Below are 22688 nucleotides of genomic sequence, written 5' to 3' on the forward strand. Positions count from 1 at the left end.
GGTGCGCTCCGCGGGAGCCCATGTGCCGCCATGGTGCCGCCATGGCCGCAAATGCAAAGTGGCCCCGTCTGCGTTTCCGCAGATCAGGGGCCACTTCGCAGGTGTGTCCGAGGGGGGACTTGAACCCCCATGCCCGTAACCGGGCACTAGCACCTCAAGCTAGCGCGTCTACCAATTCCGCCACCCGGACAGGTGCGTTGTTCAACAGCAGTGAACTCTATCAGGCCCCTCGCGAGGCCATGAAGAAGGCCCCGGGAAGTATGAGTTCCCGGGGCCTTCGGATCGATGGTGCGTGATGGCTGCCTTCGTTTCCGGTCGCCCGTGAGGTTCCTTCCCACACCTGCATCACCAGGGGTGTTGCGTCGGGCTTGCGCCGTCTACGTGGAGGGAGTCGGGGCTTCCTTCCCGCTCTCCCGGAGGAGTGCGTGAGTCATTTCTAGAGCACCGTGACCCACGACACAAGAGTCTTTTTCGAAGTCACCGCAGGAATTTTCGCGTCCACAGGTTGTCCACACTCACGCGCGCTCCGATCCACAAGCCGTCCACAGCCGCCGTCCACACCTGTGGATCACAGGACCTGCGCGACGGCGTGGATGACGAGTCCCGCGAGGCCTCCGACGACCGTGCCGTTGATGCGGATGAACTGCAGGTCGCGGCCGACGTGCAGCTCGATGCGCTCGGCGGTCTCCTGCCCGTCCCACCGCTCGACCGTCGCCGAGATGACCGTGGCGATCTCGGATCCGTAGTGCTCGACCACGTAGGCCGCGGCGTCGCCGGCCCAGCCGTCGATGCGGGCGGCGAGGGCGGGGTCGGACTGCAGCCGCTCCCCCAGGGTCTCGATCTCCTCGACCACCCGACGACGCAGCACGCCGTCCTCGGCGGCGAGCGCATCGATCAGTCCGCGGCGGAACGAGTCCCACAGCTTCACGGCGGTCGTGGCGGCCTTCGTCTGGGTCAGCAGACGCTCCTTGAGGCGCTCGGCCCGCTCCATCGCCTCGGGGTCGTGCTGCAGGTCGTGCGCGAGCGCGACCAGCCAGTGGTCCAGCGCGATCCGGGCGTCGTGGCGCGGATCGTCGCGGATGTCCTCCACCCACGTGAGCACCTCGCGGAACAGCCGCTCGGCGATCAGCGTGTTCGCCCAGCGCGGGGCCCAGTCGGGCGCGCGGGCGATGATCAGGTCGGTGATGCGCTCGGGGTGACGCTGCAGCCAGCCGTGCAGCTCGTCCAGGCCGAGGTCGACCAGTCCCGTGTGCGCCCCTTCGTCGAGGACTTCCGCCAGCAGCTGGCCCACCGCGGGGCTCAACGGCTCCTCGAGCATGCGCGGCACGATCAGCTCGGTGACCACCGCCTGCACGTCCTCCTCCTTGACCCGCCCGAGCAGGTCCGAGGCGACGCGAGCGCCCTCGTCGACGAGCCGGTGCGCGCGACCCGGCACGCCGATCCACGCGCCGACACGCTCGGCCGGGCCGGCGGCGGCGATCCGGTCGCGGATGACGTCCTCGCGCAGGAAGTTCTCCGAGACGAAGTCCTGCAGGCTCGCGGCGAGCTGGTCCTTCTTCCGCGGGATGAGCGCCGTGTGCGGGATCGGCAGCCCCAGCGGGTGCCGGAACAGCGCCGTGACGGCGAACCAGTCCGCGATCGCGCCGACCATCGCAGCCTCGGACGCCGCGTTCACGTATCCCCACGCCCCGTCGCGACCGTGCGTCAGCGCGAAGACGATCGCGGCGACGACGAGCAGCGACGTGGCCAGCGTCCGCATGCGCCGCAGGCCCGCGCGCCGCGCCTCGTCGTCGCCCGTCATCGGCAGCACCGGGCTCATCACATCCGTCATGGCGACACCCTAGGCGCGCGCGCTCGGCGAGGCGCGCAGGCGATCTCCACCTAGAATCTGGCGCATGACGTTCAACGAGGGCGCACGCCTCGACACGAGCCAGGTCACCGGCGGCAAGGGCGGCGCCGTGATCGGCGGCGGCATCGGCGGCCTGGTCCTGATGCTGCTGTTCGCGTTCCTCGGGGGCAACCCGCTCGACGGCGGATCGTCGTCGGGCTTCGACGTCAACCAGATCCTCACGGGCGGCAGCAACTCCTCGTCGATCGACGTCAGCGAGTGCCAGACCGGCGCGGACGCGAACGAGAACGACGTCTGCCGCATCGTCGGCACCGTGAACAGCGCCCAGGACTACTGGACCGACGCGCTGCCGGCCGACATCAACCGCCAGTACCGCGAGGCGCAGACCGTGATCTACTCCGGCGCCACGCAGTCGCCGTGCGGCACCGCCTCCAACCAGACCGGCCCGTTCTACTGCCCGTCCGACGAGCGCGTCTACATCGACGCCTCGTTCTTCGACCAGCTGAGCAGCCAGTTCGGCGCCGACGGCGGCAATCTCGCGCAGATGTACGTCGTCGCCCACGAGTACGGCCACCACGTCCAGAACATCCTCGGCATCCTCGCCCGCGGTCAGGACGGCCAGACGGGCCCGCAGAGCGGCGGCGTCCGGATCGAGCTGATGGCCGACTGCCTCGCCGGGGTCTGGGCCCACCACGCGGCCAGCACGCAGGACGAGCAGGGCACGGCGCTCATCCAACCGCTGACCCGGGCCGACATCGAGTCGGCGCTCTCGGCGGCTGCGGCCGTCGGCGACGACCACATCCAGGAGACGCTCGGCGGCGGCCGGGTCAACCAGGACTCGTGGACCCACGGCTCGAGCGAGTCCCGCCAGCGCTGGTTCACGACGGGATACGAGTCCGGCAACCTGAACTCGTGCGACACGTTCAACACGAACGACCTGTGACCACCGCACCCCGGCGCCTGCGCGCCGAGGTCTGGATCGTCCTCGGCCTCTCCCTCGGCCAGTCCGCCGTCTACGCGGTCGTCAGCCTGCTGCGCAAGCTCTACGAGGGCTCGTTGCGCGACGCCACCGCGAGCCTGAACCAGTCGCGCGACGCGATCCCCTGGATCGACCTCACGTACCAGCTGCTGGCGATCGGCTTCGCGCTCGTGCCCGTCGCGCTCGCGCTCTACCTGCTGAGCCTCGAGCAGGCTCCGCCGGTGCTCCGGCGGCTCGGGCTCGACCGCGGTCAGCCGTGGCGCGACCTCGGCTTCGGCGCGGCCCTCGCGGCCGTCATCGGCATCCCCGGGCTCGCGGTCTACTTCGGCGGCCGTGCTCTGGGCATCACCGCCGACATCGTGACGAGCCCCGAGCAGCTGTACTGGTGGTCGGTGCCCATCCTCATCCTGTCGGCCGTGCAGAACGCACTGCTGGAGGAGGTCATCGTCGTCGGTTACCTGATGACCCGGCTCAAGCAGTTCGGCTGGGGACTGCCGGCGATCATCGCCACCTCGGCCCTGCTGCGCGGCAGCTACCACCTGTACCAGGGCTTCGGCCAGTTCCTCGGCAACGCGGCGATGGGCGTCGTGTTCGCGTGGTGGTTCCACCGCACCGGACGGGTCATGCCGCTGGTGATCGCACACACCATCCTCGACGTCGTCGCGTTCGTCGGGTATGCCCTCTTCGCCGACGCCATCGGCCTGCGGTGAAGATGGGAGCGATGAGACTCGAGTTCGACCCCGCCCTGCCGATCGCCGCCCGGCACGACGAGATCCGTGACGCCCTCCGCGACCACCAGGTGGTCGTGGTGGCCGGCGAGACCGGATCGGGCAAGACGACGCAACTGCCGAAGATCCTCGCCGAGCTCGGACGGAAGCGGATCGCGCACACCCAGCCGCGCCGGATCGCCGCGCGCTCCGTGGCCGCCCGCATCGCACAGGAGGTCGACGTCGAGCTGGGCGCCGAGGTCGGCTACGCCGTGCGCTTCGACGACCGCTCCGGCCCCGACACGGTCATCCGGCTGGTCACCGACGGCCTGCTGCTCACCGAGCTGCAGCACGACCGCCGCCTGCAGCGCTACGACACGATCGTCATCGACGAGGCTCACGAGCGGTCACTCTCGATCGACTTCCTGCTGGGCTACCTGCGCGAGCTGCTCCCCCGCCGCCCCGACCTCAAGGTCGTCGTCACGTCGGCCACGATCGACGTCGAGCGGTTCGCCCAGCTGTTCAGCACCCCCGAGCGACCCGTGCCGGTCATCGAGGTCAGCGGCCGCACGTACCCGGTCGAGGTCCGCTACCGCCCGCTCGAGCGCGACGACGACGTCATCGACGGGATCGTCAGCGCCGTCCGCGAGCTGCCGCGCGAGGGCGACGTCCTCGTGTTCCTGCCCGGTGAGCGCGACATCCGCGACACCGCCGAGGTCCTCGAAGGCACGTCGCTCGGCGACGTCGTGCCCCTCTACGGCCGCCTCTCCGCCCATGAGCAGCAGCGCGTGTTCCAGACGGGTCCGCGACGACGGATCGTGCTGGCCACCAACGTCGCCGAGACCTCGATCACCGTCCCCGGCATCCGGTACGTCGTCGACCCGGGCCTCGCGCGCATCTCCCGCTTCAGCGCCCGCCTGAAGGTGCAGCGGCTGCCCATCGAGCGGATCTCGCAGGCCAGCGCCGCCCAGCGCGCCGGCCGCTGCGGCCGCGTCGCCGACGGCATCTGCATCCGCCTCTACGACGAGGAGGACTTCGAGTCCCGGCCGGAGTTCACCGACCCCGAGATCCAGCGGACCAACCTCGCCAGCGTCATCCTGCAGATGGCCGCGCTCGACCTCGGCGACATCCGGGAGTTCGGCTTCCTCGACGCGCCCGACCACCGTGCCGTCGCCGACGGCCTCACGCTGCTGCGCGAGCTCGACGCGCTCGCTCCGCGGCTCGACGGCGGCGATCGACTGACGAGGATCGGTCGCACGATGTCCCGGCTGCCGCTCGACCCCCGTCACGCGCGCATGGTGCTGGCCGCCGACCGGCTGGGCGTCCTGCCCGAGGTGCTCGTCATCGTGGCGGGACTCTCGATCCAGGACGTGCGCGAGCGCCCGCTCGACAAGCAGCAGGCCGCCGACACGATGCACGCGCGCTTCCGACAGCCCGACTCGGACTTCCTGAGCCTGCTGAAGCTCTGGGGCTACCTGCAGGAGCAGCGTGACGAGCTCTCGCACACGAAGTTCCGCCGGATGTGCCACGACGAGTTCCTGCACTACCTGCGCGTGCGCGAGTGGGCCGACGTGAACTCCCAGCTGCGCCGCACGGTGCGCGAGCTCGGCCTCAAGCCGGGCAAGGTCCGCAGCGAGCCCGACGCCGACGCGATCCACCGCGCCCTCCTGCACGGCCTGCTGTCGCACGTGGGCCTGCGCGACGCCGAGACCCGCGAGTACCTCGGCGCCCGTGGTGCGCGCTTCATGGTCTTCCCCGGCTCGGGCCTGGCGAAGAAGCCGCCACGCTGGCTGATGGCCGGCGAGCTGGTCGAGACCTCGCGCCTCTTCGCGCGCGACAACGCCCGCATCGACCCGGCGTGGATCGAGAAGGCCGGCGGCCACCTGCTGAAGCACCAGTACTCCGAGCCGCGCTGGTCGGCGAAGCGCGGCGCGGCCGTGGCCACCCAGCGGTCCACGCTCTACGGCCTGCCCGTCGTGGTCGACCGCACGGTGATGCTCGCCCAGCACGACGCCCCGCTGGCCCGCGAGCTGTTCATCCGGCACGCGCTCGTGGGCGGCGAGTGGCGCACCCATCACCGCTTCTGGCAGCGCAACCAGGACCGGCTCGCGACGATCGAGGAGCTCGAGGAGCGCGTCCGCACCCGCGGCATCCGGGTCGAGGACGAGACCCTCGTGGACTTCTACGACGCTCGCGTCCCCGCCGACGTCGTCTCGGTGCGCCACTTCGACGCGTGGTGGAAGAAGCAGCCCGACAAGCGCATCCTCGACTTCACCGACGACCTGTTCCGCACCGACGTGGACGCGGAGGCGTTCCCGACGTCCTGGACCTCGCAGAGCGCCGACTTCGACGCCGTGCTCGACGTGTCCTACCGCTTCGACCCGCAGGCCGCCGACGACGGCATCACGATCACGGTGCCGGTCGACGACCTGCTGACGATCGACGGCGACGAGTTCGCGTGGGGCGTGCCCGGCCGGCGTCTCGAGCTGGTCACCGAGCTGATCCGTGGACTTCCCAAGTCCGAGCGACGGCGGTTCGCGCCGGCCGCGCAGTCCGCCGAGCGCGTGCTGCCGTCGCTGGACACGTCGCGCGACCTGCGCGGTGAGCTGGGGCGCGCCCTCGAGGTGGACCCCTCGCTCATCGACCCCGCGGCGCTGCCGGCGCACCTGCGCCCCACGTTCCGCGTGGTCGACGGCGAGAAGGAGCTGGCCTCGGGCAAGGACCTGGAGGCGCTGCGGCGGGAGCTGGAGCCGCGCCTGCGCCGCGACCTCCAGCAGCGCGCCCGGCGCGAGGAGCGCACGGGCATCAAGGACTGGGACTTCGGCGAGCTGCCCGTCAGCATCACCGCCGGTCAGGTCACCGGCTACCCCGCGATCGTCGACGAGGGAGACAGCGTGGCGCTGCGGGTGCTGCGCACCGAGGCGGAGCAGCGCGTCGCCACCGTGCGCGGCACGGCGCGGCTCATCGCGCTGTCCACCGGCTCACCGCTCAGCACGGTCGGGCGGGCGCTGTCGCTGCAGGACAAGCTGCTGCTGTCCACGTCGCCGCAGGGCGACGCGGCGGCCGTCATCGAGGAGTCGTGGCTGACGGCGCTGGACCACCTCGTGGTGCAGCACGGCGGTCCGGTGCGCGACGAGGCCGCCTACCGCGCCCTGCGCGATCTCGTGCGCGCCGATGCGGTGCCGCTGACGGAGCGGATCGTGCGCCAGGTGATCACGGCGTTCCAGGCGCTCGGCGACCTGAACCCCGGTACCGGCGAGGCCGCCGAGGACGTGCGCGTGCAGGTCTCGTGGCTCGTCCACCCCGGGTTCATCCGCGACATGGGCGCCGACCAGGTGGGCCGGCTCGCGGTCTACCTGCGGGCCGCGGCCAAGCGCCTGACGTCCACGAAGGACGCCGGCGAGATCTGGGACCTCGAGGCACGGTTCCACGAGCGCACGAAGGACCTGCGCCCGTGGCAGCGCCTCACGCCGCCGGTGCGACGCGTGCGCTGGATGCTCGAGGAGCTGCGGGTGAGCACCTTCGCGCAGGAGCTGCGGGCCGTCGGGCCGATCTCGCCCCAACGGGTGGCGAAGGCGCTCGCCGAGATCTAGCTCAGCCGACGCCGAGCAGGTCGATCACGAAGACCAGCGTGCGACCCGAGAGGCGGTGTCCGCCGCCGGCGGGGCCGTAGGCCAGCTCCGGCGGGGCGATGAGCTTGCGACGGCCGCCGACCTTCATGCCGGGGATGCCCTGCTGCCAGGCGCCGATCAGCTGGGGCAGCGGGAAGCGGGCCGACTGGCCACGGTCCCAGGAGGAGTCGAACTGCTCGCCGGTCTCGAAGTCCACGCCCACGTAGTGGACGTCGACGACGCCGCCGTTGACCGCCTCGTCGCCGTCACCGATGGTGATGTCCTCGATCACGAGGTCGGTCGGGGCGGGGCCGGGGGTGAAATCGACTTCGGGCTTTTCACTCATGTCTGCCATCCTTGCACGCATGCGCGCGACAGTCCTTCACTCCCCCGGCGACATCCGACTCGACACTCTCCCCGATCCCGACCTCGAGGCCGACACCGACGCGATCGTGCGCGTCGTGGCCGCGTGCGTGTGCGGCAGCGACCTGTGGCCCTACCGTGGGCTCAACAAGCCGCAGACCGAACCGCACCAGATCGGCCACGAGCACGTGGGCGTCGTGGAGCGGGTCGGCAGCGACGTCTCCGCGCTCTCGGTGGGCGACTTCGTCATCGCGCCCTTCATGTACAGCGACAACACGTGCGTCCACTGCCGCAACGGCGTGCAGACCTCGTGCGTCAACGGCGGCGGCTACACCGGCTGCCAGGCCGAGCTGGTCCGCGTCCCGCAGGCCGACGGCACCCTCGTCACCGTCCCGGGCGAGGTCGGCGACGACCTCCTGCCCCACGTCCTGGCGCTGACCGACGTGTTCCCCACGGGCCACCATGCGGCCGTCAGCGCCGGCGTCACCGCCGGCTCCACCGTCGTGGTCGTCGGTGACGGCGCGGTCGGCCTCTCGGCGGTGCTGGCCGCGAAGCGCCTCGGTGCCTCCACCGTGGTGGCGATGTCGCGCCACGCCGACCGGCAGGCGCTCGCCACCGAGTTCGGCGCCGACCACATCGTGGAGAAGCGCGACAAGGAAGGCGCCGCCGAGGTGCGCGAGATCCTCGACGGCATCGGCGCCGACGCCGTGCTGGAGTGCGTGGGCACGAAGGAGTCGATGAAGCAGGCGTTCCTGTCGCTGCGTCCCGGCGGCACGGTCGGCTACGTGGGCGTTCCCCACGGCGTCGAGCTCAACGTCCCGGCGATGTTCGGCCGCAACCAGGGCCTCGCCGGCGGCGTCGCGCCGGTGCGCGCGTACCTCGACGAACTGCTGCCCGAGGTGCTCTCGGGCGACCTGCGGCCCGGCGCGGTCTTCGACCACACGTTCGCCCTCGACGAGGTCGCCGACGCCTACACGGCGATGGACGAGCGGACCGCGATCAAGGCGCTGCTGCGTCCCTGATCGCGGCCCGTCGGGTCACCGCAGCTGCGAGCTGCTCAGGCCCAGCAGTCGTCGCGCGACGATGAGCTGCTGGATCTGCTGCGTGCCCTCGAAGATGTCGAGGATCTTGGAGTCGCGCGCCCACTTCTCGAGGAACTCGGTCTCGCTGTAGCCCAGCGAGCCCGCGAGCTCGACGCACTTGAGCGTGATCTGGTTGCCCGCGCGGCCGGCCTTCGCCTTGGCCATCGAGGCCTGCAGCGAGTTGGCCTGCCGGTTGTCGGCCATCCAGGCGGCCTCGAGGGTCAGCAGCAGCGCGGCCTCCCAGTCGGCCTCCATCTGGAGGAACTCGGCCACGACGTGCGGCTGGAGGGCCGGCGCGCGGTCGTAATCCACCACGAGACCCGACTGCTCGATGAGGTCGCGCATGACCTCCAGCGAGGCGCGGGCGCAGCCCACGGCCATGCCGGCGACGAGCGGCCGGGTGTTGTCGAACGTGGCCATCGCGCCCGCAAAGCCCTGCTTCGTGTCGATCTCGGGACTGCCGAGCAGGTTCTCGGCGGGCACGCGGCAGTTCTCGAGCACGATCACGGCAGTGTCCGAGGCGCGGATGCCGAGCTTGTGCTCGAGGCGCTCGACCCGGATGCCGGGCAGCGACTTCGGCACCACGAACGACTTGACCGCGGCGCGGCCGAGCGACTTGTCGAGGGTGGCCCACACGACCACCGAGTCCGACCGCTCGCCCGACGTGACGAAGATCTTCTCGCCGTTGAGGATGTAGTGGTCGCCGTCCTTGATGGCCGTGGTCTTGATGGCCGCCGAGTCCGAGCCGAAGCTGGGCTCGGTGATGGCCATCGAGGCCCACGTGCCCTTGAAGCGCTCGGCCTGCTCGTCGGTGGCGACCGAGGCGATCGCCGAGTTGCCCAGCCCCTGGCGGGGCATCGACAGCAGCAGGCCGACGTCGCCCCAGCACATCTCGATGACCGAGAGCACCGATGCCATGTTCGTGGCGTTGCGGACGCCCTGGTCCTTCTTCTTCGTGTCGTCCTTGACGCGCACGCCGGCGGCACCGGCGCCCGTGCTGTTGCCCGACTCGTTGAGGCCGTCGATCAGCGAGGCCAGGAGGTCGAGCTCCTTGGGGTAGCTGTGCTCGGCCAGGTCGTACTTGCGCGAGTTGGCGCGCAGGAACTCGTTCGCGACGTCGTGCGCCTGCTGGACGAAGCCGCGGAACTTCTTGGGGGTCTCGAGGTAGATCATGATCGCTGCGCCCTCAGACGAGGACTGCTCCTTCCATCACGCCGACGGCACGCAGGTCGCGGTACCACCGTTCGACCGGGTGCTCCTTGACGAACCCGTGGCCACCGAGCATCTGCACGCCGTCGGTGCCGATCTTCATGCCGTATTCGGCCGCCAGCCGGCGGGCCAGCGCGGTCTCACGGGCGAAGTCGGCGCCGCGCTCGGCGCGCGACGCGGCCTTGAGGGTGACCAAGCGCATTCCCTCGAGCTCGATCGCCATGTCGGCGACCGTGAAGGCCACGGCCTGGCGGTGGGCGATCGGCTCGCCGAACGCCTCACGGGTCTTCACGTACTCGCTGACGTACTCCAGCACCGCGCGGCCGGTGCCGAGCGCGAGGCCGGCCCAGGCGATCCGCGAGAGGCGGACCATCTCGCGGTAGTCGTCGGCCGAGCCGAGGATCGCGTCCTCGGCCACGTGGACGTCCGTGAGCTGGATCCGCGAGAGGCCGGCGGCCCGCAGGCCCATGCCCGGGTCGGCCGCGACGGCGACGCCGTCGGTGCCGGTCTCGACGATGACCATCGACGGGCCACGGCCCTCGACGTCGGCCGCGACGACCAGCAGCTCGGCCTCGGCGCCGCGGACCGCTCCGGACTTCACGCCGTTGAGGACGTAGCCGGACTCGGCGCGCTTCGCGACCGTGGCGAGCGTGAACGGATCGAACATCGGGACCGGCTCGGTCACGACGAGTGCGGCGGCCGGGACGTCGCCGTCGGTGAACGACGGCAGGTAGGTCTGCTGCTGTCCCTCGGTGCCCCACAGCGAGATCGCGGTGGCGACGGCCGACGGCGCCAGGCACGCGACGGCCTGGCCCATGTCGCCGTGCGCGAGCGCCTCCGCGACGAGGACGCCGGTGACGGCGGAGCGCTGCTCGGCCAGTCCGCCGAGAGCCTCGGAGATGTTGACGAGGCTGAGCCCGAACTCGGAGGTCTGCGCCAGCACCTCCTTGGGCGTGTCGTCGGCGGACTCGGCCTGCTCGGCACCGGGGCGCAGCACCTCGGCGGCGAACTCGCCGATGACGTCGACCATCATCTGCTGGTCCTCGGTGGGCGTCAGGTCGAACACGCCGGACGGCTGCGCCGACTCGACACGACTGCCCTGCGAGCTGCCGGAGACCTTGGTGAACGTGCGCTGTGCCGCGCCGATCGCCTGGAATCCTGCCTTCGTCGATCCGTGGACCGCCCGCTCGGCGAACTTGCGCAGACCGATGCGATCCAGCGTCTCGGAGGCCGCCAGCTTGTTCAGTGCGCGAAGTCCGTAGGCCATGGGGTCTCTACCCGCCACGTTCACTCCCTTGGTGATTGAAGACTCGGTGATTGGAGACTCAGTGGAAACTGTCGTTTACAGTTTCACATACCGAGAGTATCTGAAACACGAGTCAGTTGCCAGCGTTTGCGCGTGTCGGCCAGTCGATAGGCTGAGGCGTGCCCGAAACGCCCTCCGCCGACCAGTCCCGCCCGCTGCCCACCGGTGGCTCCGTCCGCCCCATCACCCGCTGGGGAACGCCGGTCATGCACCACGAGCTGCGCGACGTCACCGCGTTCGACGACGAGCTCGCCACCCTCGTGGCCGACATGGTGGCCACCATGTACGCCGCCGAGGGCGTCGGCCTCGCCGCGAACCAGGTCGGCGAGGACCTGAAGGTCTTCGTCTTCGACTGCCCCGACGCCGACCACCAGCGCATCACGGGCGTCGTGTGCAACCCCGTGCTCCGCCTCCCCGACGGTACCGACCGCAAGCTCGACGTCGCCGACGAGGGCTGCCTCTCGCTGCCCGGCGCGTTCACCGAGTGCGGCCGCCCCGACCACGCCTGGGTCACGGGCGTCGACCACACCGGCGAGCCCGTCGCGTTCGAGGGCACCGGCCTCCTGGCCCGCTGCCTCCAGCACGAGACTGACCATCTCTTCGGCACGGTCTTCGGCGACCGGGTGCCCGAGAAGGCGCGCAAGAAGCTCTACAAGCAGCACAAGTCGCTCGCCGAGGACTACCCCGACGACTGGCCCGTGGGCGAGGGCCCTAGCGACGACTGAAGTGCCAGCAGGCGATCGCCGTCGACGCCGCCACGTTGAGCGAGTCGATGCCGGCCGCCATCGGGATGATCACCCGGTGGTCAGCCTCGCGCTGCCAGTGCTCGGTCAGTCCCGGCCCCTCGGAGCCGACGATCACCGCCGCGCGCTCCGCCGGCTCGACGTCCTCGAGGCTGACCGCGTCGTCGGCCAGCGTCATCGCGTAGGTCGTGAAGCCCAGCTCCCGCAGCAGCGCGGGCGCGCCGTACCAGTCGTCGAGACGGGCCCACGGCAGCGAGAACACCGCACCCATCGCCACCTTGATCGAGCGCCGGTACAGCGGGTCGGCGCAGCGCGGTGAGAGCAGCACGGCGTCGAATCCCAGCGCCGCCGCGTTGCGCATGATCGCGCCGATGTTCGTGTGGTCGACGAGGTCCTCGGCCACGAGCACGCGGCGGGCCGCGGCCAGCACCTCGCGGGGCTCACGCTCCTGCGGCCGCTGCATCGCCGCGAGCGCCCCGCGGTGCACGTGGAAGCCGGTGACCTGCTCGATCGCCTTCTCGGTCAGCACGTAGGCGGGCGCGTCGGTCGCCTCGAGGACGTCGGACAGGTTGTCCAGCCAGCGCGGGGCGAGCAGCAGGGACTTCGGCGTGTGCCCGGCGGCGACCGCACGGTGGATCACCTTCTCGCCCTCGGCGATGTAGATCCCCCGCTCCTGCTCGACGGTCGTTCGCAGCTGCACGTCGCGCAGGTCGGTGTAGTCGCGGAGCCGCTCGTCGCGGGCGTCATCGAGTGCGATCAGGTCGGCCACCGCACTAGGTTAGGTGGCATGAGCCTCGACCGACCCGTGACTCCCGATCCGTACCCGCTGCTGCCCGCCGCCGAGTCCTTCACCGTCACCAGCGACGACGTGACCGACGGCGCCTCCCTCAAGGAGGACCAGGTCAACGCGCACGGCGACACCTCGCCGCAGTTGGCGTGGAGCGGAGCCCCCGAAGGCACGAAGTCCTTCGTCGTCACGTGCTTCGATCCCGACGCGCCGATCGTGTCGGGCTTCTGGCACTGGGTGGCCGTCGACATCCCGGCCGACGTCACCGAACTGGCCACCGGCGCCGGCGCGAGCGACGAGACGCTGCCCGGCGGCGCCTTCCACGTGCGCAACGACGGCGGCGGCCTCAACTTCATGGGCGCGGCCCCGCCGGAGGGCGACCAGCCCCACCGCTACTACTTCGTGGTGCACGCCGTCGGCGAGGAGACGCTGGGCGTGGACCCGTCGGCCTCCCCCGCCGTCGTCGGCTTCAACCTGGCGTTCAAGACGCTGGGTCGCGCCATCATCCACGGCACCTGGCAGTGGTGAACCCGGGTCGCCGGCGCTACTTCGCGTAGCTGTCGGCGATGCCGCGGACCTTCTTCACGTAGGCCATCGAGTTGTTGTAGGCGAACACCGCCGGCACCCAGCCCTCGCCGGCGAGGTCGCGCTCGCGGTCGCACAGGTGGTTCGCGGCGCCCAGGGCCGCGTCGTCGATGTCGTGCGGGTCGGCGCGGCCGTCACCGTCCGCGTCGGCCCCGTACTGCTCCCACGACGAGGTGAGGAACTGGAACGGGCCGACCGCGCGGTCCCACTCCTCGTCACCGTGCAGGGCCGTGGACTCCTTCGTCGCCTCGATGGCCCGCGTGCCGTTCTCGCCGTTGAGCGGCGGACCGATGATCCGCTTGCTCGGCACGCCGGCCGCGTCGAGGCCGGCGCCACCCAGCGTGCCGTGCGCCGACTCGACCGAGCCGACGCCCGCGAGGGTGTTCCAGCGGAGGTTGCACTCGGGCGCCGCCTCGCGTTGACTGATCTCGGTGCGCGCGTAGGCCTGCATCGCGCGCACCGGGATCTGCCGGTCGGCGGCCGTCTCGGTGACCCAGTCCGCGTCGGGCTCGGTGGTCGAGCCCTCGGCGAGGGGCACCTCCTCGGCCTGCTGCGCCGCCGGCCCGCTGATGGGGTCGTCCTCGCCGCCGCGGCCCACCACGAGCCACGCGACGAGGATGCCCACCGTGGCGAGCACGGCGGCACCGAGCAGCAGGATCCGTGAGGTCATGCCCCCGGCGGCTGGTCCGTCGGCGGCACGTCCTGCGTGGAGACCGGCGACTCCGCCTGCTTGGCGGCCCGGATGGCCTCCTCGACCGCGCTGGACGTCTCGGCCGGGCCGGACGACGCCGTCTCGACGGGCTCGTCGAGGTCGACCCGCTTCTGCGAGCCGCCACCGTCGACCGGGATCGACCCGACGACGTTGCCGATCGAGCTGAGCGCGGCGGTGACCTCGGCCGGGATGATCCACGTGGAGGCGTTGTGCCCCTGGGCGATCTTCGGCAGCGTCTGCAGGTACTGGTAGGACAGCAGCTTCTGGTCGGGGTTGCCGTCGTGGATCGCCTGGAAGACGGTCTCGATGGCGCGGCCCTCGCCCTGCGCGGTCAGGATCGCGGCGGTCTTCTCGCCCTCGGCGGTGAGGATCGCCGACTGCTTCTGGCCCTCGGCGGTGAGGATCGCGGCCTGCTTCTGGCCCTCGGCGCTCAGGATGGCCGACTGGCGCTCGCCCTCGGCCGTGAGGATCGCGGCGCGCTTGTCACGCTCGGCGCGCATCTGCTTCTCCATGGCGTCGATGATGGTCGGCGGCGGATCGATGCTCTTGAGCTCGACCCGGCTGACCTTGATGCCCCAGCGGCCCGTGGCCGCGTCGAGCTCGGCGCTCAGCGTGCGGTTGATCTGGTCGCGGCTGGTGAGCGCGTGCTCCAGCGTCATGCCACCGATGATGTTGCGCAGCGTGGTGGTCGTGAGCTGGTGGATGCCCTCGATGTAGTTGACGATCTCGTACGTGGCCGCCACCGGGTTGTTGACCGTGTAGAGGATGACCGTGTCGATCTCGACCGTCAGGTTGTCCTCGGTGATGACGCCCTGCGGCGGGAAGGAGACAACCTGCTCACGCTGGTCGACGCGGTACTTCACGCGGTCGAGGAACGGCACGATCAGGTGCGGCCCGGGGGTCAGGGTGGTGCGGTACTTGCCGAGTCGCTCGACGATCCCCGCGAAGTTCTGCGGGATGATCTTCAGGCTCATCGCTGCGGTGACGATCAGCAGGACCACCAGCAGGACGAAGAAGATCACGAGGGCGGATTCGAACATTCAGCTCTCCTTCCGGACGACGCGGGCCACCGCACCGTCGATGTCGGCGACGAGGAGCTCGTCGCCAGGTTCGTAGGTCGCCTCGGGGTCGATCGGGCGAGCGGTCCACAGGACGTCGTTGATGACGACGCGGCCGGCGTGGCGGCTCACCCGCTCGTCGACGATCGCCAGCTGCCCGACGAGGCCGTGCTGGCCCAGGGGCAGCGAGGGACCGTCGTGGACCCGGGCGGCGATGCGCGGGCGGACGAGCGCCAGGAGCGCGACCGAGAGGATGCCGAAGAGCGCCATCTGCAGCACGATCGGTGCCCCGAAGCCGGCGGCGAGGGCGGCCGAGAAGGCCGCGATGCCGAACATGAGGAAGATCAGCTCGCCACTGGCGAGCTCGATGAGGCCCATGAGCACGCCGAGCGCAGCCCACGTGAGCCAGATGTCGTCCCCGAACCAGTCCATGTGCCCTCCTAGTTCGCCCGCCGGCGCACCGGGGGGCGTCGTGCCGAGAATCGTCCCGCGTCGTGCGTGACATCGAGGCGCTGGCGGAACGCCGTCGACAGGTTCTGCGAGGTCAGGACGTCGGCGATGGGGCCCGAGGCCACGACGCCGCCGCCGGCCAGCAGCAGCGCATGGGTGAAGCCGGGCGCGATCTCCTCGAGATGGTGCGACACCATCACGAGCGACGGGCCGAGCTCGTCGGAGGCCAGCGCCTCCAGGCTCTCGACGAGGTCCTCGCGGGCGCCGACGTCCATGCCGGCCGCGGGCTCGTCGAGCAGCACGACCTCGGGATCGGTCATCAGGGAGCGCGCCAGCAGGACGCGCTTCTTCTCGCCCTCGGACAGCGTGCCGAAGGTGCGGTCGGCCAGCGGGGCGATCCCCAGCTCGGCCAGCATCGACATGGCCCGGCGGTGGTCCTCGTCGTCGTACTCCTCGTTCCAGCGACCCAGGACCGCGTAGGCCGCGGAGAGGATGAGGTTGCGGACGCTCTCCCCGGCGGGGACGCGCTCGGCGATCGCGGCGCTGGTGTGGCCGATCCGGGGGCGCAGCTCGAACACGTCGACCGCGCCGAGGCGCTCACCGAGGATCTCCGCCGACCCGGACGTGGGGTGCATGTTCGCAGAGGCCACCTGCAGGAGGGTGGTCTTGCCCGCACCGTTGGGCCCCACGATGACCCAGTGCTCCCCCGGTTCCACGCGCCACGAGACGCGGTCGAGGAGAGTCTTGCCCGAGCGCACGATGGTGACGTCGGTCAGGTCGAACACGGCGGTCACACCACCAACCTATCGGTTGGGCTCAACGTTCTGCCGATACCCTCGACACGATGAGCACGCCTGACTCGGGACACGTCCCCACGCTGCACCTGACCGAGCCCACGGTGCTGGTGACCTTCAGCGGTCCCGACCGCTCCGGCGTCTCCGGTCGCGTCTTCTCCGCCCTGGCCGCCCACGACGTCGAGGTCATCGACGTCGAGCAGCTGGTCGTGCGCGGCCGGCTCGTGCTGAGCGTCCTCGTGACCACCCCGGGCGAGCTCCCGGGCTTCCAGTCCGATCTCGACGCAGTGGGCGCCGACCTGGGACTCGAGGTCGAGGTCGTCCACGGCACGGGCGACAACCGCCCCCGGCGGGTGGGCCGCTCGCAGGTGGTCGTGCTGGGCGCCCCGCTGCGACCCGAGGCGATGGCCGCGCTGACCAAGGGCATCAACGCCCTCGGCGGCAACATCGACCGCATCGTCCGGATGGCCCGCTACCCCGTCACCGCGATCCGCATGGAGGTCTCGGGCGCCGATCCCGACGCGCTCCAGTCCGAGCTGGCCTCGATCGCCCACGACCACGGCACCGACGTGGCCGTGCAGGAGCACGGCATCCTGCGGCACGCGCAGCGGCTCGTGGTGATGGACGTCGACTCCACCCTCATCCAGGGCGAGGTCATCGAGATGCTCGCCGCCCACGCCGGCTGCGAGGAGGCCGTCGCCGAGGTCACCGAGCGGGCCATGCGCGGCGAGCTCGACTTCGCCGAGTCGCTGCACGAGCGCGTCGCCCAGCTGCAGGGGGTGCCCGCCGCGGCGCTCGACGAGGTCTACGAGAACCTCTCCTACACCCCCGGCGCGCGCACGATGATCCGCACGCTCAAGCGTCTGGGATACCGCTTCGCGCTGGTCAGCGGCGGCTTCACGCAGATCATCGAGCGGATCGCCGCCGACCTCGGCATCGACTACTTCGCCGCCAACGACCTCGAGGTGGTCGACGGCGCACTCACCGGCCGCGTCCTGGGCCGCGTGGTCGACCGCGCGGGCAAGGCCGAGGCCCTGCGCGACTTCGCGGCGCAGGCCGGCATCAACGTGCGCAACACCGTGGCCATCGGCGACGGCGCCAACGACCTCGACATGCTGGCCGCCGCGGGGCTCGGCATCGCGTTCAACGCCAAGCCGCTCGTGCGCGACCAGGCGCAGACCTCGGTGAACGTCCCCTACCTCGACGCGATCGTGTACCTCATGGGCATCACGCGCGAGGAGGTCGAGGCGGCCGACGCCGCCGACGTGACGACGGCGCCGTAGCCGTTCCTACTCGTCGTCCTCGAGGCGGAAGCCGATCTTGAGGGTGACCTGGTAGTGCTCGACCTCGTCGTCGACGATCTGGCCGCGGATGCCCACGACCTCGAACCAGTCCAGGTGCCGCAGGGTCTGCGACGCTCGCGCGATGCCGCTGTCGATGGCCTCGCTGACGCCCGCCGGGGAGGTGCCGACGATCTCGGTGACTCGATAGGTGCGGTTGCTCATGGGCTCATCGTCCCACCCGGCGGCGGGTGCCGTGCAGGACCCACGGCGTAGACTCGGGACATGGCCCGGCGCGAACCCGAAGAGGTGCACTCGATCACGAGTGCGCGCGAGCCCTACAGCTCCCAGGTCGACCATCGCGAGCGCAACTACCTGATCTCGATGGCCGTCCGCGTCGCCTGCTTCATCGGCTTCGTCGCGGTCGATCACTGGACCCGTTGGATCCTGCTCGTCGGCGCCGTGTTCCTGCCGTACGTCGCCGTCGTGATCGGCAACTCCGCCATCCGGAGCTCCGGCGACGGGCCGTCACCGTTCGGCGTCGACCGCAAGCAACTGGACCAGTAGGTGCTGCGCTTCCTGGTGAGCCCGCGCTGGATCGGGCTCGCGATCTTCGTCGTGCTGATGGCCGTCACGTGCTACGTCCTGGGCGGCTGGCAGTACGACCGCTGGGAGCAGCGCAAGGCCGACAACGCGATCGTCGAGGCGAACGTCGCCGGCGACCCCGCTCCGGTCGAGGACGTCCTCGCCGACGGCTGGGACCCCGACCTCGAGTACCGCACGGTCACCGCCACGGGCACGTTCGACAGCTCGCGCGAGATCACCGTCCGGTTCGCCCACCGCGACGGCGCCCCGGGCGTCCAGGTCATCACTCCCCTGCGGCTCACCGACGGTCAGGTCGTCCTGGTCGACCGCGGCTGGATCGCGGGACCGCGCGACGGCACGGCTCCGGACGACGTGCCGGCCGCCGCCCAGGATCCCGTGACGATCACCGGCTGGCTGCAGCGCGCGAGCACCGCCGACCAGGCCGCCACCACGCCGCGCGACGGCCAGGTCCGTGCCGTGAGCGGCGAGCGCTGGACCGACTTCCTCGGTGCCGAGCCGCTGCCCGGCTACGTCGCACTGACCTCGCCGGAGCAGGAGGGCCTGACCGGCCCGCCGCAGCCCGACCTCGGCACCGGACCCCACCTGTTCTACGCGATCCAGTGGTGGTTCTTCTCCGGCCTCGCGGTCGTCGGCTACTTCCTGTTCGTCCGCGCCGAGCTGCGCGAGCGCCGCCCGAAGGCGTCCGCCGAGATCACGCCAGGCTGATCAGGTCGGCGTACGAGTCGTTCCAGATGTCCTCGTCGCCGTCCGGCAGCAGCAGCACCCGGTCGGGGTCGAGCGCGCGCACGGCGCCCTCGTCGTGGGAGACCAGCACGATGGCGCCCTCGTAGGAGCGGATCGCGGCCAGCACCTCCTCGCGCGACGCGGGGTCGAGGTTGTTGGTCGGCTCGTCGAGCAGCAGCACGTTGGCGCTCGAGACGATGAGTCCCGCCAGCGCCAGTCGCGTGCGCTCGCCGCCCGACAGCACTCCAGCCGACTTGTCGGAGTCGTCGCCGGTGAACAGGAACGCGCCCAGCACGCTGCGCGCCTGGGTCTCGGTCAGGTCGGGCGCCGCCCGCTGCATGTTGTCGAGCACGGTCCGGCTCAGGTCGAGCGTCTCGTGCTCCTGGGCGAAGTAGCCGATCTTCAGGCCGTGCCCGGGGACGATCTCGCCGGTGTCGGGCTGCAGCGTGCCGGCCAGCATGCGCAGCAGCGTGGTCTTGCCGGCGCCGTTGAGGCCCAGCACCACGACGCGGCTGCCGCGGTCGATCGCGAGGTCGACGTCGGTGAAGATCTCCAGCGATCCGTACGACTTCGACAGACCCTCCGCCATCAGCGGGGTCTTGCCGCACGGAGCGGGCTTCGGGAAGTCGATCTTGGCGACCTTGTCGACCTGGCGGACGTCCTCGAGGCCAGCCATCATCTGCTCGGCGCGACGCAGCATCTGCTGGGCCGCGGAGGCCTTCGAGGCCTTGGCGCGCATCTTGTTGCCCTGCGCGATGAGCCGCTCGGCCGTCTTGGTGGTGATCTCGCGCTCGCGCTTGCGGCGCGCCTCGTCGGACTCGCGCTGGCGCAGGTAGTGCTTCCAGCCCATGTTGTAGATGTCGATCGTGGCGCGGTTGGCGTCCAGGTAGAAGACCTTGTTGACGGTCTCCTCGACGAGGTCCACGTCGTGGCTGATGATGATCAGCCCGCCGGAGTAGGTCTGCAGGAAGCCGCGGAGCCACACGACCGAGTCGGCGTCGAGGTGGTTGGTCGGCTCGTCGAGCAGCATCGTGTCGGCGTCGCTGAACAGGATCCGCGCCAGCTCGATGCGCCGGCGCTGACCGCCGGAGAGGGTCTGCAGCGGCTGCTCCAGGACCCGGTCGGGCAGGCCGAGGGCGTGCGAGATCGTCGCGGCCTCCGCCTCCGCGGCGTATCCACCCGCGGCGCCGAAGTCGGCGTCGGCGCGCGCGTAGCGGCGCATCGCGTCCTCGGCGACCGACGAGTCCTCGGAGGCCATGTCCTTCTCGGCCTGGCGGATGCGGCGCAGGGCGTCGTCGAGTCCGCGCGCCGAGAGGATGCGGTCACGCGCCGTGATCGACAGGTCGCCCGTCTTCGGGTCCTGCGGCAGGTAGCCGACGGTGCCCGACCGGGTGATCGAGCCCGACGCGGGCTCGCCGCCGGCGCCCGCCAGCATCTTCGTCAACGTGGTCTTGCCGGCGCCGTTGCGCCCGACCAGGCCGATCTTGTCCCCCTTCGTGACACGGAAGGAGACGTCGGACATCAGGACGCGCGCGCCGAAGCGCAGCTCCACGTGGGAAGCGGTGATCATGGAAGAGCCTTCGTGAGGGGTGAACGGGGCGAGGACGCGGGGTCGAGCAGGTGCTCGTGCGTCACTCCAGCCGGATCATGTCCACCGAGCCAGTCTACGGACCCAGCACCGGTGGCGCGAAATCCCGCCGAGCGTGGCTCGCCCGTTCCCACCTTTGGAACGCGATGCACGCTTTCAGGGGCGCGGACGGTGCAACGCGTTCCAAGAGTGTCGGGATGCGGTGGCGCGTCAGCCGATGTTGAAGCCGAGGGCGCGCAGCATCTCGCGGCCGTCGTCGGTGATCTTGTCCGGGCCCCACGGCGGCATCCAGACCCACTCGATCCGGAAGTCGTTGACCAGGCCGTCGAGCGCGGCGCGGGTCTGGTCCTCGATGACGTCGGTCAGCGGGCAGGCCGCGGACGTCAGCGTCATCTGCAGGATCGCGTTGCTGTGCTCGTCGACGTGGACGCCGTACACGAGGCCGAGGTCGACGACGTTGATGCCCAGCTCGGGGTCGACGACGTCCTTCATGGCCTCCTCGACGTCCTCCTGCGTGGTGGCGCCGGGGGCGACGGCGACGTCGGGCAGATCGCTGTGATCGGTCATGCTTCCTCCTTGGCCGAAGCCTGGGCGACGGCGTCCTTCCAGGCCATCCAGGACAGCAGGGCGCACTTGACGCGCGCCGGGAACTGGGCGACGCCCGCGAAGGCGATGCCGTCCTCCAGCACGTCCTCGTCAGGCTCGACCTGTCCGCGGCCCTGCATGAGCTCCTGGAAGGCGTCGAGTGTGGTCAGGGCGTGGTCGACCTGCTGGCCGACCACGAGGTCGTTCAGGACCGAGGCCGAGGCCTGGCTGATCGAGCAGCCGGCCGCGTCGTAGGACACGTCGGCCACCCGGCCGCCCTCGAGGTGCACGCGCAGCGTGATCTCGTCGCCGCACGTGGGGTTCACGTGGTGCACCTCGGCCTCGAAGGGCTCGCGCAGGCCCGCACCGTGCGGGTTCTTGTAGTGATCCAGGATGATCTCCTGGTACAGGGCGTCGACGTTCGATGCGTTCATGGTCAGGCTCCGAAGTACGACTGGGTGTGCCGGATCCCCGCGACGAGCGCGTCGATCTCGGCCTCGGTCGTGTAGAGGTAGAACGAGGCACGGGTCGTGGACTGCACCCCGAAGCACGCGTGCAACGGCTTGGCGCAGTGGTGACCCGCGCGCACGGCGACGCCCTGCGAGTCGAGCAGCTGCGCCACGTCGTGCGGGTGCACCCCGTCGATCGTGAAGCTGATCGCTCCCCCGCGGTCGACCGGCTCCTTGGGGCCGACGATCGTCACGCCGGGCAGGTCGTTCATCGCCTCGAGCGCGTACGCCGTGATCTGCTGCTCGTGCGCGGCGACGTTCTCCATGCCGATCGCCGAGAGGTAGTCCACGGCGGCGCCGAGTCCGACCGACTGCGCGATCGGCGGCGTGCCCGCCTCGAAGCGGTGCGGCGGCGCGGCGAAGGTCGTGGCCTCCATCGACACCGTCTCGATCATCTCGCCGCCGCCGAGGAACGGCGGCAGCTCGGCGAGCAGGTCGTAGCGACCCCACAGGACGCCGATGCCCGTCGGGCCGACCATCTTGTGACCCGTGAAGGCCACGAAGTCGGCACCGAGCGCGGCCACGTCGACCGGAAGCTGCGGCACGGCCTGCGACGCGTCGATGACGACGAGCGCGCCGACCTCGTGCGCGCGGCGGACGATCTCCGCGACCGGGTTGATCGTGCCGAGCATGTTCGAGACCCACGTGACCGAGACGACCTTCGTCCTCTCCGTCAGCGTGAGCGAGTCGAGGTCGAGACGGCCCTCGGGCGTGACGCCGTACCAGCGCAGGTCGGCACCCGTGCGCTGCGTGAGCAGCTGCCACGGCACCAGGTTGGAGTGGTGCTCCATCTGGGTGACGACGACCTCGTCGCCGGCGCCCACGCGTCCCGCGTCACCGAGGACGCGAGCCACGAGGTTGAGCGCCTCGGACGCGTTCTTGGTGAACACGACCTCCTCGCGCCGCGGCGCGCCGATGAACGACGCCACCTTGTCGCGACCGAGCTCGAACGCCTCGCTCGCCTCCGCACCGAGCTGGTGCATCGCCCGCGCGACGTTGGCGTTGTGCTCGAGGTAGTGACGCTCGATGGCCTCGACGACCTGACGCGGCTTCTGCGACGTGTTGGCGCTGTCCAGGTACACCAGAGGGCGGTCCCCCGCCATCGTCCTGGACAGGATGGGGAAGTCCTTGCGGATCGCCTCGACGTCGTAGCCGGCCATGA

The 22688-nt window shown here is 70.8% G+C and carries 23 protein-coding genes and 1 tRNA gene; 9 read left to right on the forward strand and 15 right to left on the reverse strand.

What is annotated here, in order from left to right:
• Window positions 1–104: 104 nt before the first annotated feature.
• Together BJ975_RS08045 and BJ975_RS08050 are read right to left on the reverse strand one after the other, a co-directional pair.
• Window positions 105–190 (reverse strand) — tRNA-Leu (locus BJ975_RS08045).
• A gap of 378 nt (window positions 191–568) precedes the next feature.
• Entirely contained in the window at window positions 569–1831 is a 1263-nt protein-coding gene (locus tag BJ975_RS08050; RefSeq protein ID WP_179424695.1) for a DUF445 domain-containing protein, read from the reverse strand.
• 64 nt (window positions 1832–1895) lie between these two features.
• Here BJ975_RS08050 and ypfJ point away from each other — a divergent pair, with 64 nt between their 5' ends.
• The 3 genes from ypfJ to hrpA are packed head-to-tail and all read left to right on the forward strand — an operon-like array spanning window position 1896 to window position 7128.
• Window positions 1896–2792, forward strand: a complete 897-nt coding sequence (gene ypfJ, locus BJ975_RS08055; protein ID WP_179424697.1) for a KPN_02809 family neutral zinc metallopeptidase — start codon at window positions 1896–1898, stop codon at window positions 2790–2792.
• Window positions 2789–3538 carry a CPBP family intramembrane glutamic endopeptidase gene (locus tag BJ975_RS08060; protein ID WP_179424699.1) on the forward strand — a complete coding sequence of 250 codons (750 nt, stop codon included), beginning with the start codon at window positions 2789–2791 and terminating at the stop codon, window positions 3536–3538. The genes ypfJ and BJ975_RS08060 overlap by 4 nt, the downstream gene beginning before the upstream one ends.
• 11 nt (window positions 3539–3549) lie before the next feature.
• Entirely contained in the window at window positions 3550–7128 is a 3579-nt protein-coding gene (gene hrpA / locus BJ975_RS08065; protein ID WP_179424701.1) for an ATP-dependent RNA helicase HrpA, read from the forward strand.
• A 1-nt stretch (window position 7129) separates the two neighbouring features.
• On the opposite strand, the gene BJ975_RS08070 is transcribed toward hrpA, so the two are convergent.
• On the reverse strand, window positions 7130–7492 hold the full coding sequence (locus tag BJ975_RS08070) for an FKBP-type peptidyl-prolyl cis-trans isomerase (RefSeq protein ID WP_179424703.1): 363 nt from the start codon (window positions 7490–7492) through the stop codon (window positions 7130–7132).
• Between the two features lie 19 nt (window positions 7493–7511).
• Here BJ975_RS08070 and BJ975_RS08075 point away from each other — a divergent pair, with 19 nt between their 5' ends.
• Window positions 7512–8531 carry a zinc-dependent alcohol dehydrogenase family protein gene (locus BJ975_RS08075; protein WP_179424705.1) on the forward strand — a complete coding sequence of 340 codons (1020 nt, stop codon included), beginning with the start codon at window positions 7512–7514 and terminating at the stop codon, window positions 8529–8531.
• 15 nt (window positions 8532–8546) lie between these two features.
• Here the strand turns inward: BJ975_RS08075 and BJ975_RS08080 are convergent, their stop codons facing one another.
• Both BJ975_RS08080 and BJ975_RS08085 read right to left on the reverse strand, forming a co-directional pair.
• Window positions 8547–9764, reverse strand: a complete 1218-nt coding sequence (locus BJ975_RS08080; protein WP_179424707.1) for an acyl-CoA dehydrogenase family protein — start codon at window positions 9762–9764, stop codon at window positions 8547–8549.
• 13 nt (window positions 9765–9777) lie between these two features.
• Window positions 9778–11067: an acyl-CoA dehydrogenase family protein gene (locus BJ975_RS08085; RefSeq protein ID WP_179424710.1), complete on the reverse strand. Its 1290-nt coding sequence runs from the start codon at window positions 11065–11067 to the stop codon at window positions 9778–9780.
• 158 nt (window positions 11068–11225) lie between these two features.
• Between BJ975_RS08085 and def the strand changes: the two genes are divergently transcribed.
• Window positions 11226–11831: a peptide deformylase gene (def, locus tag BJ975_RS08090; RefSeq protein ID WP_317628307.1), complete on the forward strand. Its 606-nt coding sequence runs from the start codon at window positions 11226–11228 to the stop codon at window positions 11829–11831.
• On the opposite strand, the gene BJ975_RS08095 is transcribed toward def, so the two are convergent.
• The gene (locus BJ975_RS08095) at window positions 11818–12618 is read right to left on the reverse strand and encodes a TrmH family RNA methyltransferase (RefSeq protein WP_179424712.1); all 801 of its coding nucleotides are present in this window, start codon (window positions 12616–12618) and stop codon (window positions 11818–11820) included. The genes def and BJ975_RS08095 overlap by 14 nt on opposite strands.
• Before the next feature lie 18 nt (window positions 12619–12636).
• Between BJ975_RS08095 and BJ975_RS08100 the strand changes: the two genes are divergently transcribed.
• Complete coding sequence (locus BJ975_RS08100) at window positions 12637–13164, forward strand: YbhB/YbcL family Raf kinase inhibitor-like protein (protein WP_179424714.1); 528 nt, start codon at window positions 12637–12639, stop codon at window positions 13162–13164.
• Between the two features lie 16 nt (window positions 13165–13180).
• Here BJ975_RS08100 and BJ975_RS08105 read toward each other — a convergent pair whose 3' ends face one another.
• The 4 genes from BJ975_RS08105 to BJ975_RS08120 are packed head-to-tail and all read right to left on the reverse strand — an operon-like array spanning window position 13181 to window position 16235.
• Window positions 13181–13891, reverse strand: a complete 711-nt coding sequence (locus BJ975_RS08105) for a lytic transglycosylase domain-containing protein (RefSeq protein ID WP_179424716.1) — start codon at window positions 13889–13891, stop codon at window positions 13181–13183.
• The gene (locus tag BJ975_RS08110) at window positions 13888–14973 is read right to left on the reverse strand and encodes an SPFH domain-containing protein (RefSeq protein ID WP_179424718.1); all 1086 of its coding nucleotides are present in this window, start codon (window positions 14971–14973) and stop codon (window positions 13888–13890) included. The genes BJ975_RS08105 and BJ975_RS08110 overlap by 4 nt, the downstream gene beginning before the upstream one ends.
• Window positions 14974–15423 carry an NfeD family protein gene (locus BJ975_RS08115; protein ID WP_179424720.1) on the reverse strand — a complete coding sequence of 150 codons (450 nt, stop codon included), beginning with the start codon at window positions 15421–15423 and terminating at the stop codon, window positions 14974–14976.
• Between the two features lie 8 nt (window positions 15424–15431).
• The gene (locus BJ975_RS08120; protein WP_179424722.1) at window positions 15432–16235 is read right to left on the reverse strand and encodes an ABC transporter ATP-binding protein; all 804 of its coding nucleotides are present in this window, start codon (window positions 16233–16235) and stop codon (window positions 15432–15434) included.
• A gap of 50 nt (window positions 16236–16285) precedes the next feature.
• On the opposite strand from BJ975_RS08120, the gene serB reads away from it, so the two are divergent.
• Window positions 16286–17518: a phosphoserine phosphatase SerB gene (gene serB / locus BJ975_RS08125; protein ID WP_179424724.1), complete on the forward strand. Its 1233-nt coding sequence runs from the start codon at window positions 16286–16288 to the stop codon at window positions 17516–17518.
• Between the two features lie 6 nt (window positions 17519–17524).
• Here serB and BJ975_RS08130 read toward each other — a convergent pair whose 3' ends face one another.
• A complete protein-coding gene (locus tag BJ975_RS08130) occupies window positions 17525–17740 on the reverse strand; it encodes a dodecin (protein ID WP_179424726.1) in 216 nt (71 codons plus the stop codon).
• A gap of 60 nt (window positions 17741–17800) precedes the next feature.
• On the opposite strand from BJ975_RS08130, the gene BJ975_RS08135 reads away from it, so the two are divergent.
• The gene (locus BJ975_RS08135; protein ID WP_179424728.1) at window positions 17801–18082 is read left to right on the forward strand and encodes a DUF3099 domain-containing protein; all 282 of its coding nucleotides are present in this window, start codon (window positions 17801–17803) and stop codon (window positions 18080–18082) included.
• A complete protein-coding gene (locus BJ975_RS08140) occupies window positions 18083–18826 on the forward strand; it encodes an SURF1 family cytochrome oxidase biogenesis protein (RefSeq protein ID WP_179424730.1) in 744 nt (247 codons plus the stop codon).
• On the opposite strand, the gene abc-f is transcribed toward BJ975_RS08140, so the two are convergent.
• The 4 genes from abc-f to BJ975_RS08160 form a co-directional block, all read right to left on the reverse strand.
• Complete coding sequence (gene abc-f, locus BJ975_RS08145; protein WP_179424732.1) at window positions 18813–20414, reverse strand: ribosomal protection-like ABC-F family protein; 1602 nt, start codon at window positions 20412–20414, stop codon at window positions 18813–18815. The genes BJ975_RS08140 and abc-f overlap by 14 nt on opposite strands.
• Before the next feature lie 228 nt (window positions 20415–20642).
• The gene (locus BJ975_RS08150; protein ID WP_179424734.1) at window positions 20643–20999 is read right to left on the reverse strand and encodes a metal-sulfur cluster assembly factor; all 357 of its coding nucleotides are present in this window, start codon (window positions 20997–20999) and stop codon (window positions 20643–20645) included.
• Window positions 20996–21451: a Fe-S cluster assembly sulfur transfer protein SufU gene (gene sufU / locus BJ975_RS08155; RefSeq protein WP_179424736.1), complete on the reverse strand. Its 456-nt coding sequence runs from the start codon at window positions 21449–21451 to the stop codon at window positions 20996–20998. Before sufU ends, BJ975_RS08150 begins: the two co-directional genes overlap by 4 nt.
• 2 nt (window positions 21452–21453) lie before the next feature.
• Window positions 21454–22686 (reverse strand): cysteine desulfurase, encoded by a 1233-nt coding sequence (locus BJ975_RS08160; RefSeq protein ID WP_179424738.1) that lies wholly within the window; start codon window positions 22684–22686, stop codon window positions 21454–21456.
• Window positions 22687–22688 lie beyond the last annotated feature (2 nt).

The organism is Aeromicrobium tamlense (assembly GCF_013408555.1).
Taxonomy (GTDB): Bacteria; Actinomycetota; Actinomycetes; order Propionibacteriales; family Nocardioidaceae; genus Aeromicrobium; species Aeromicrobium tamlense.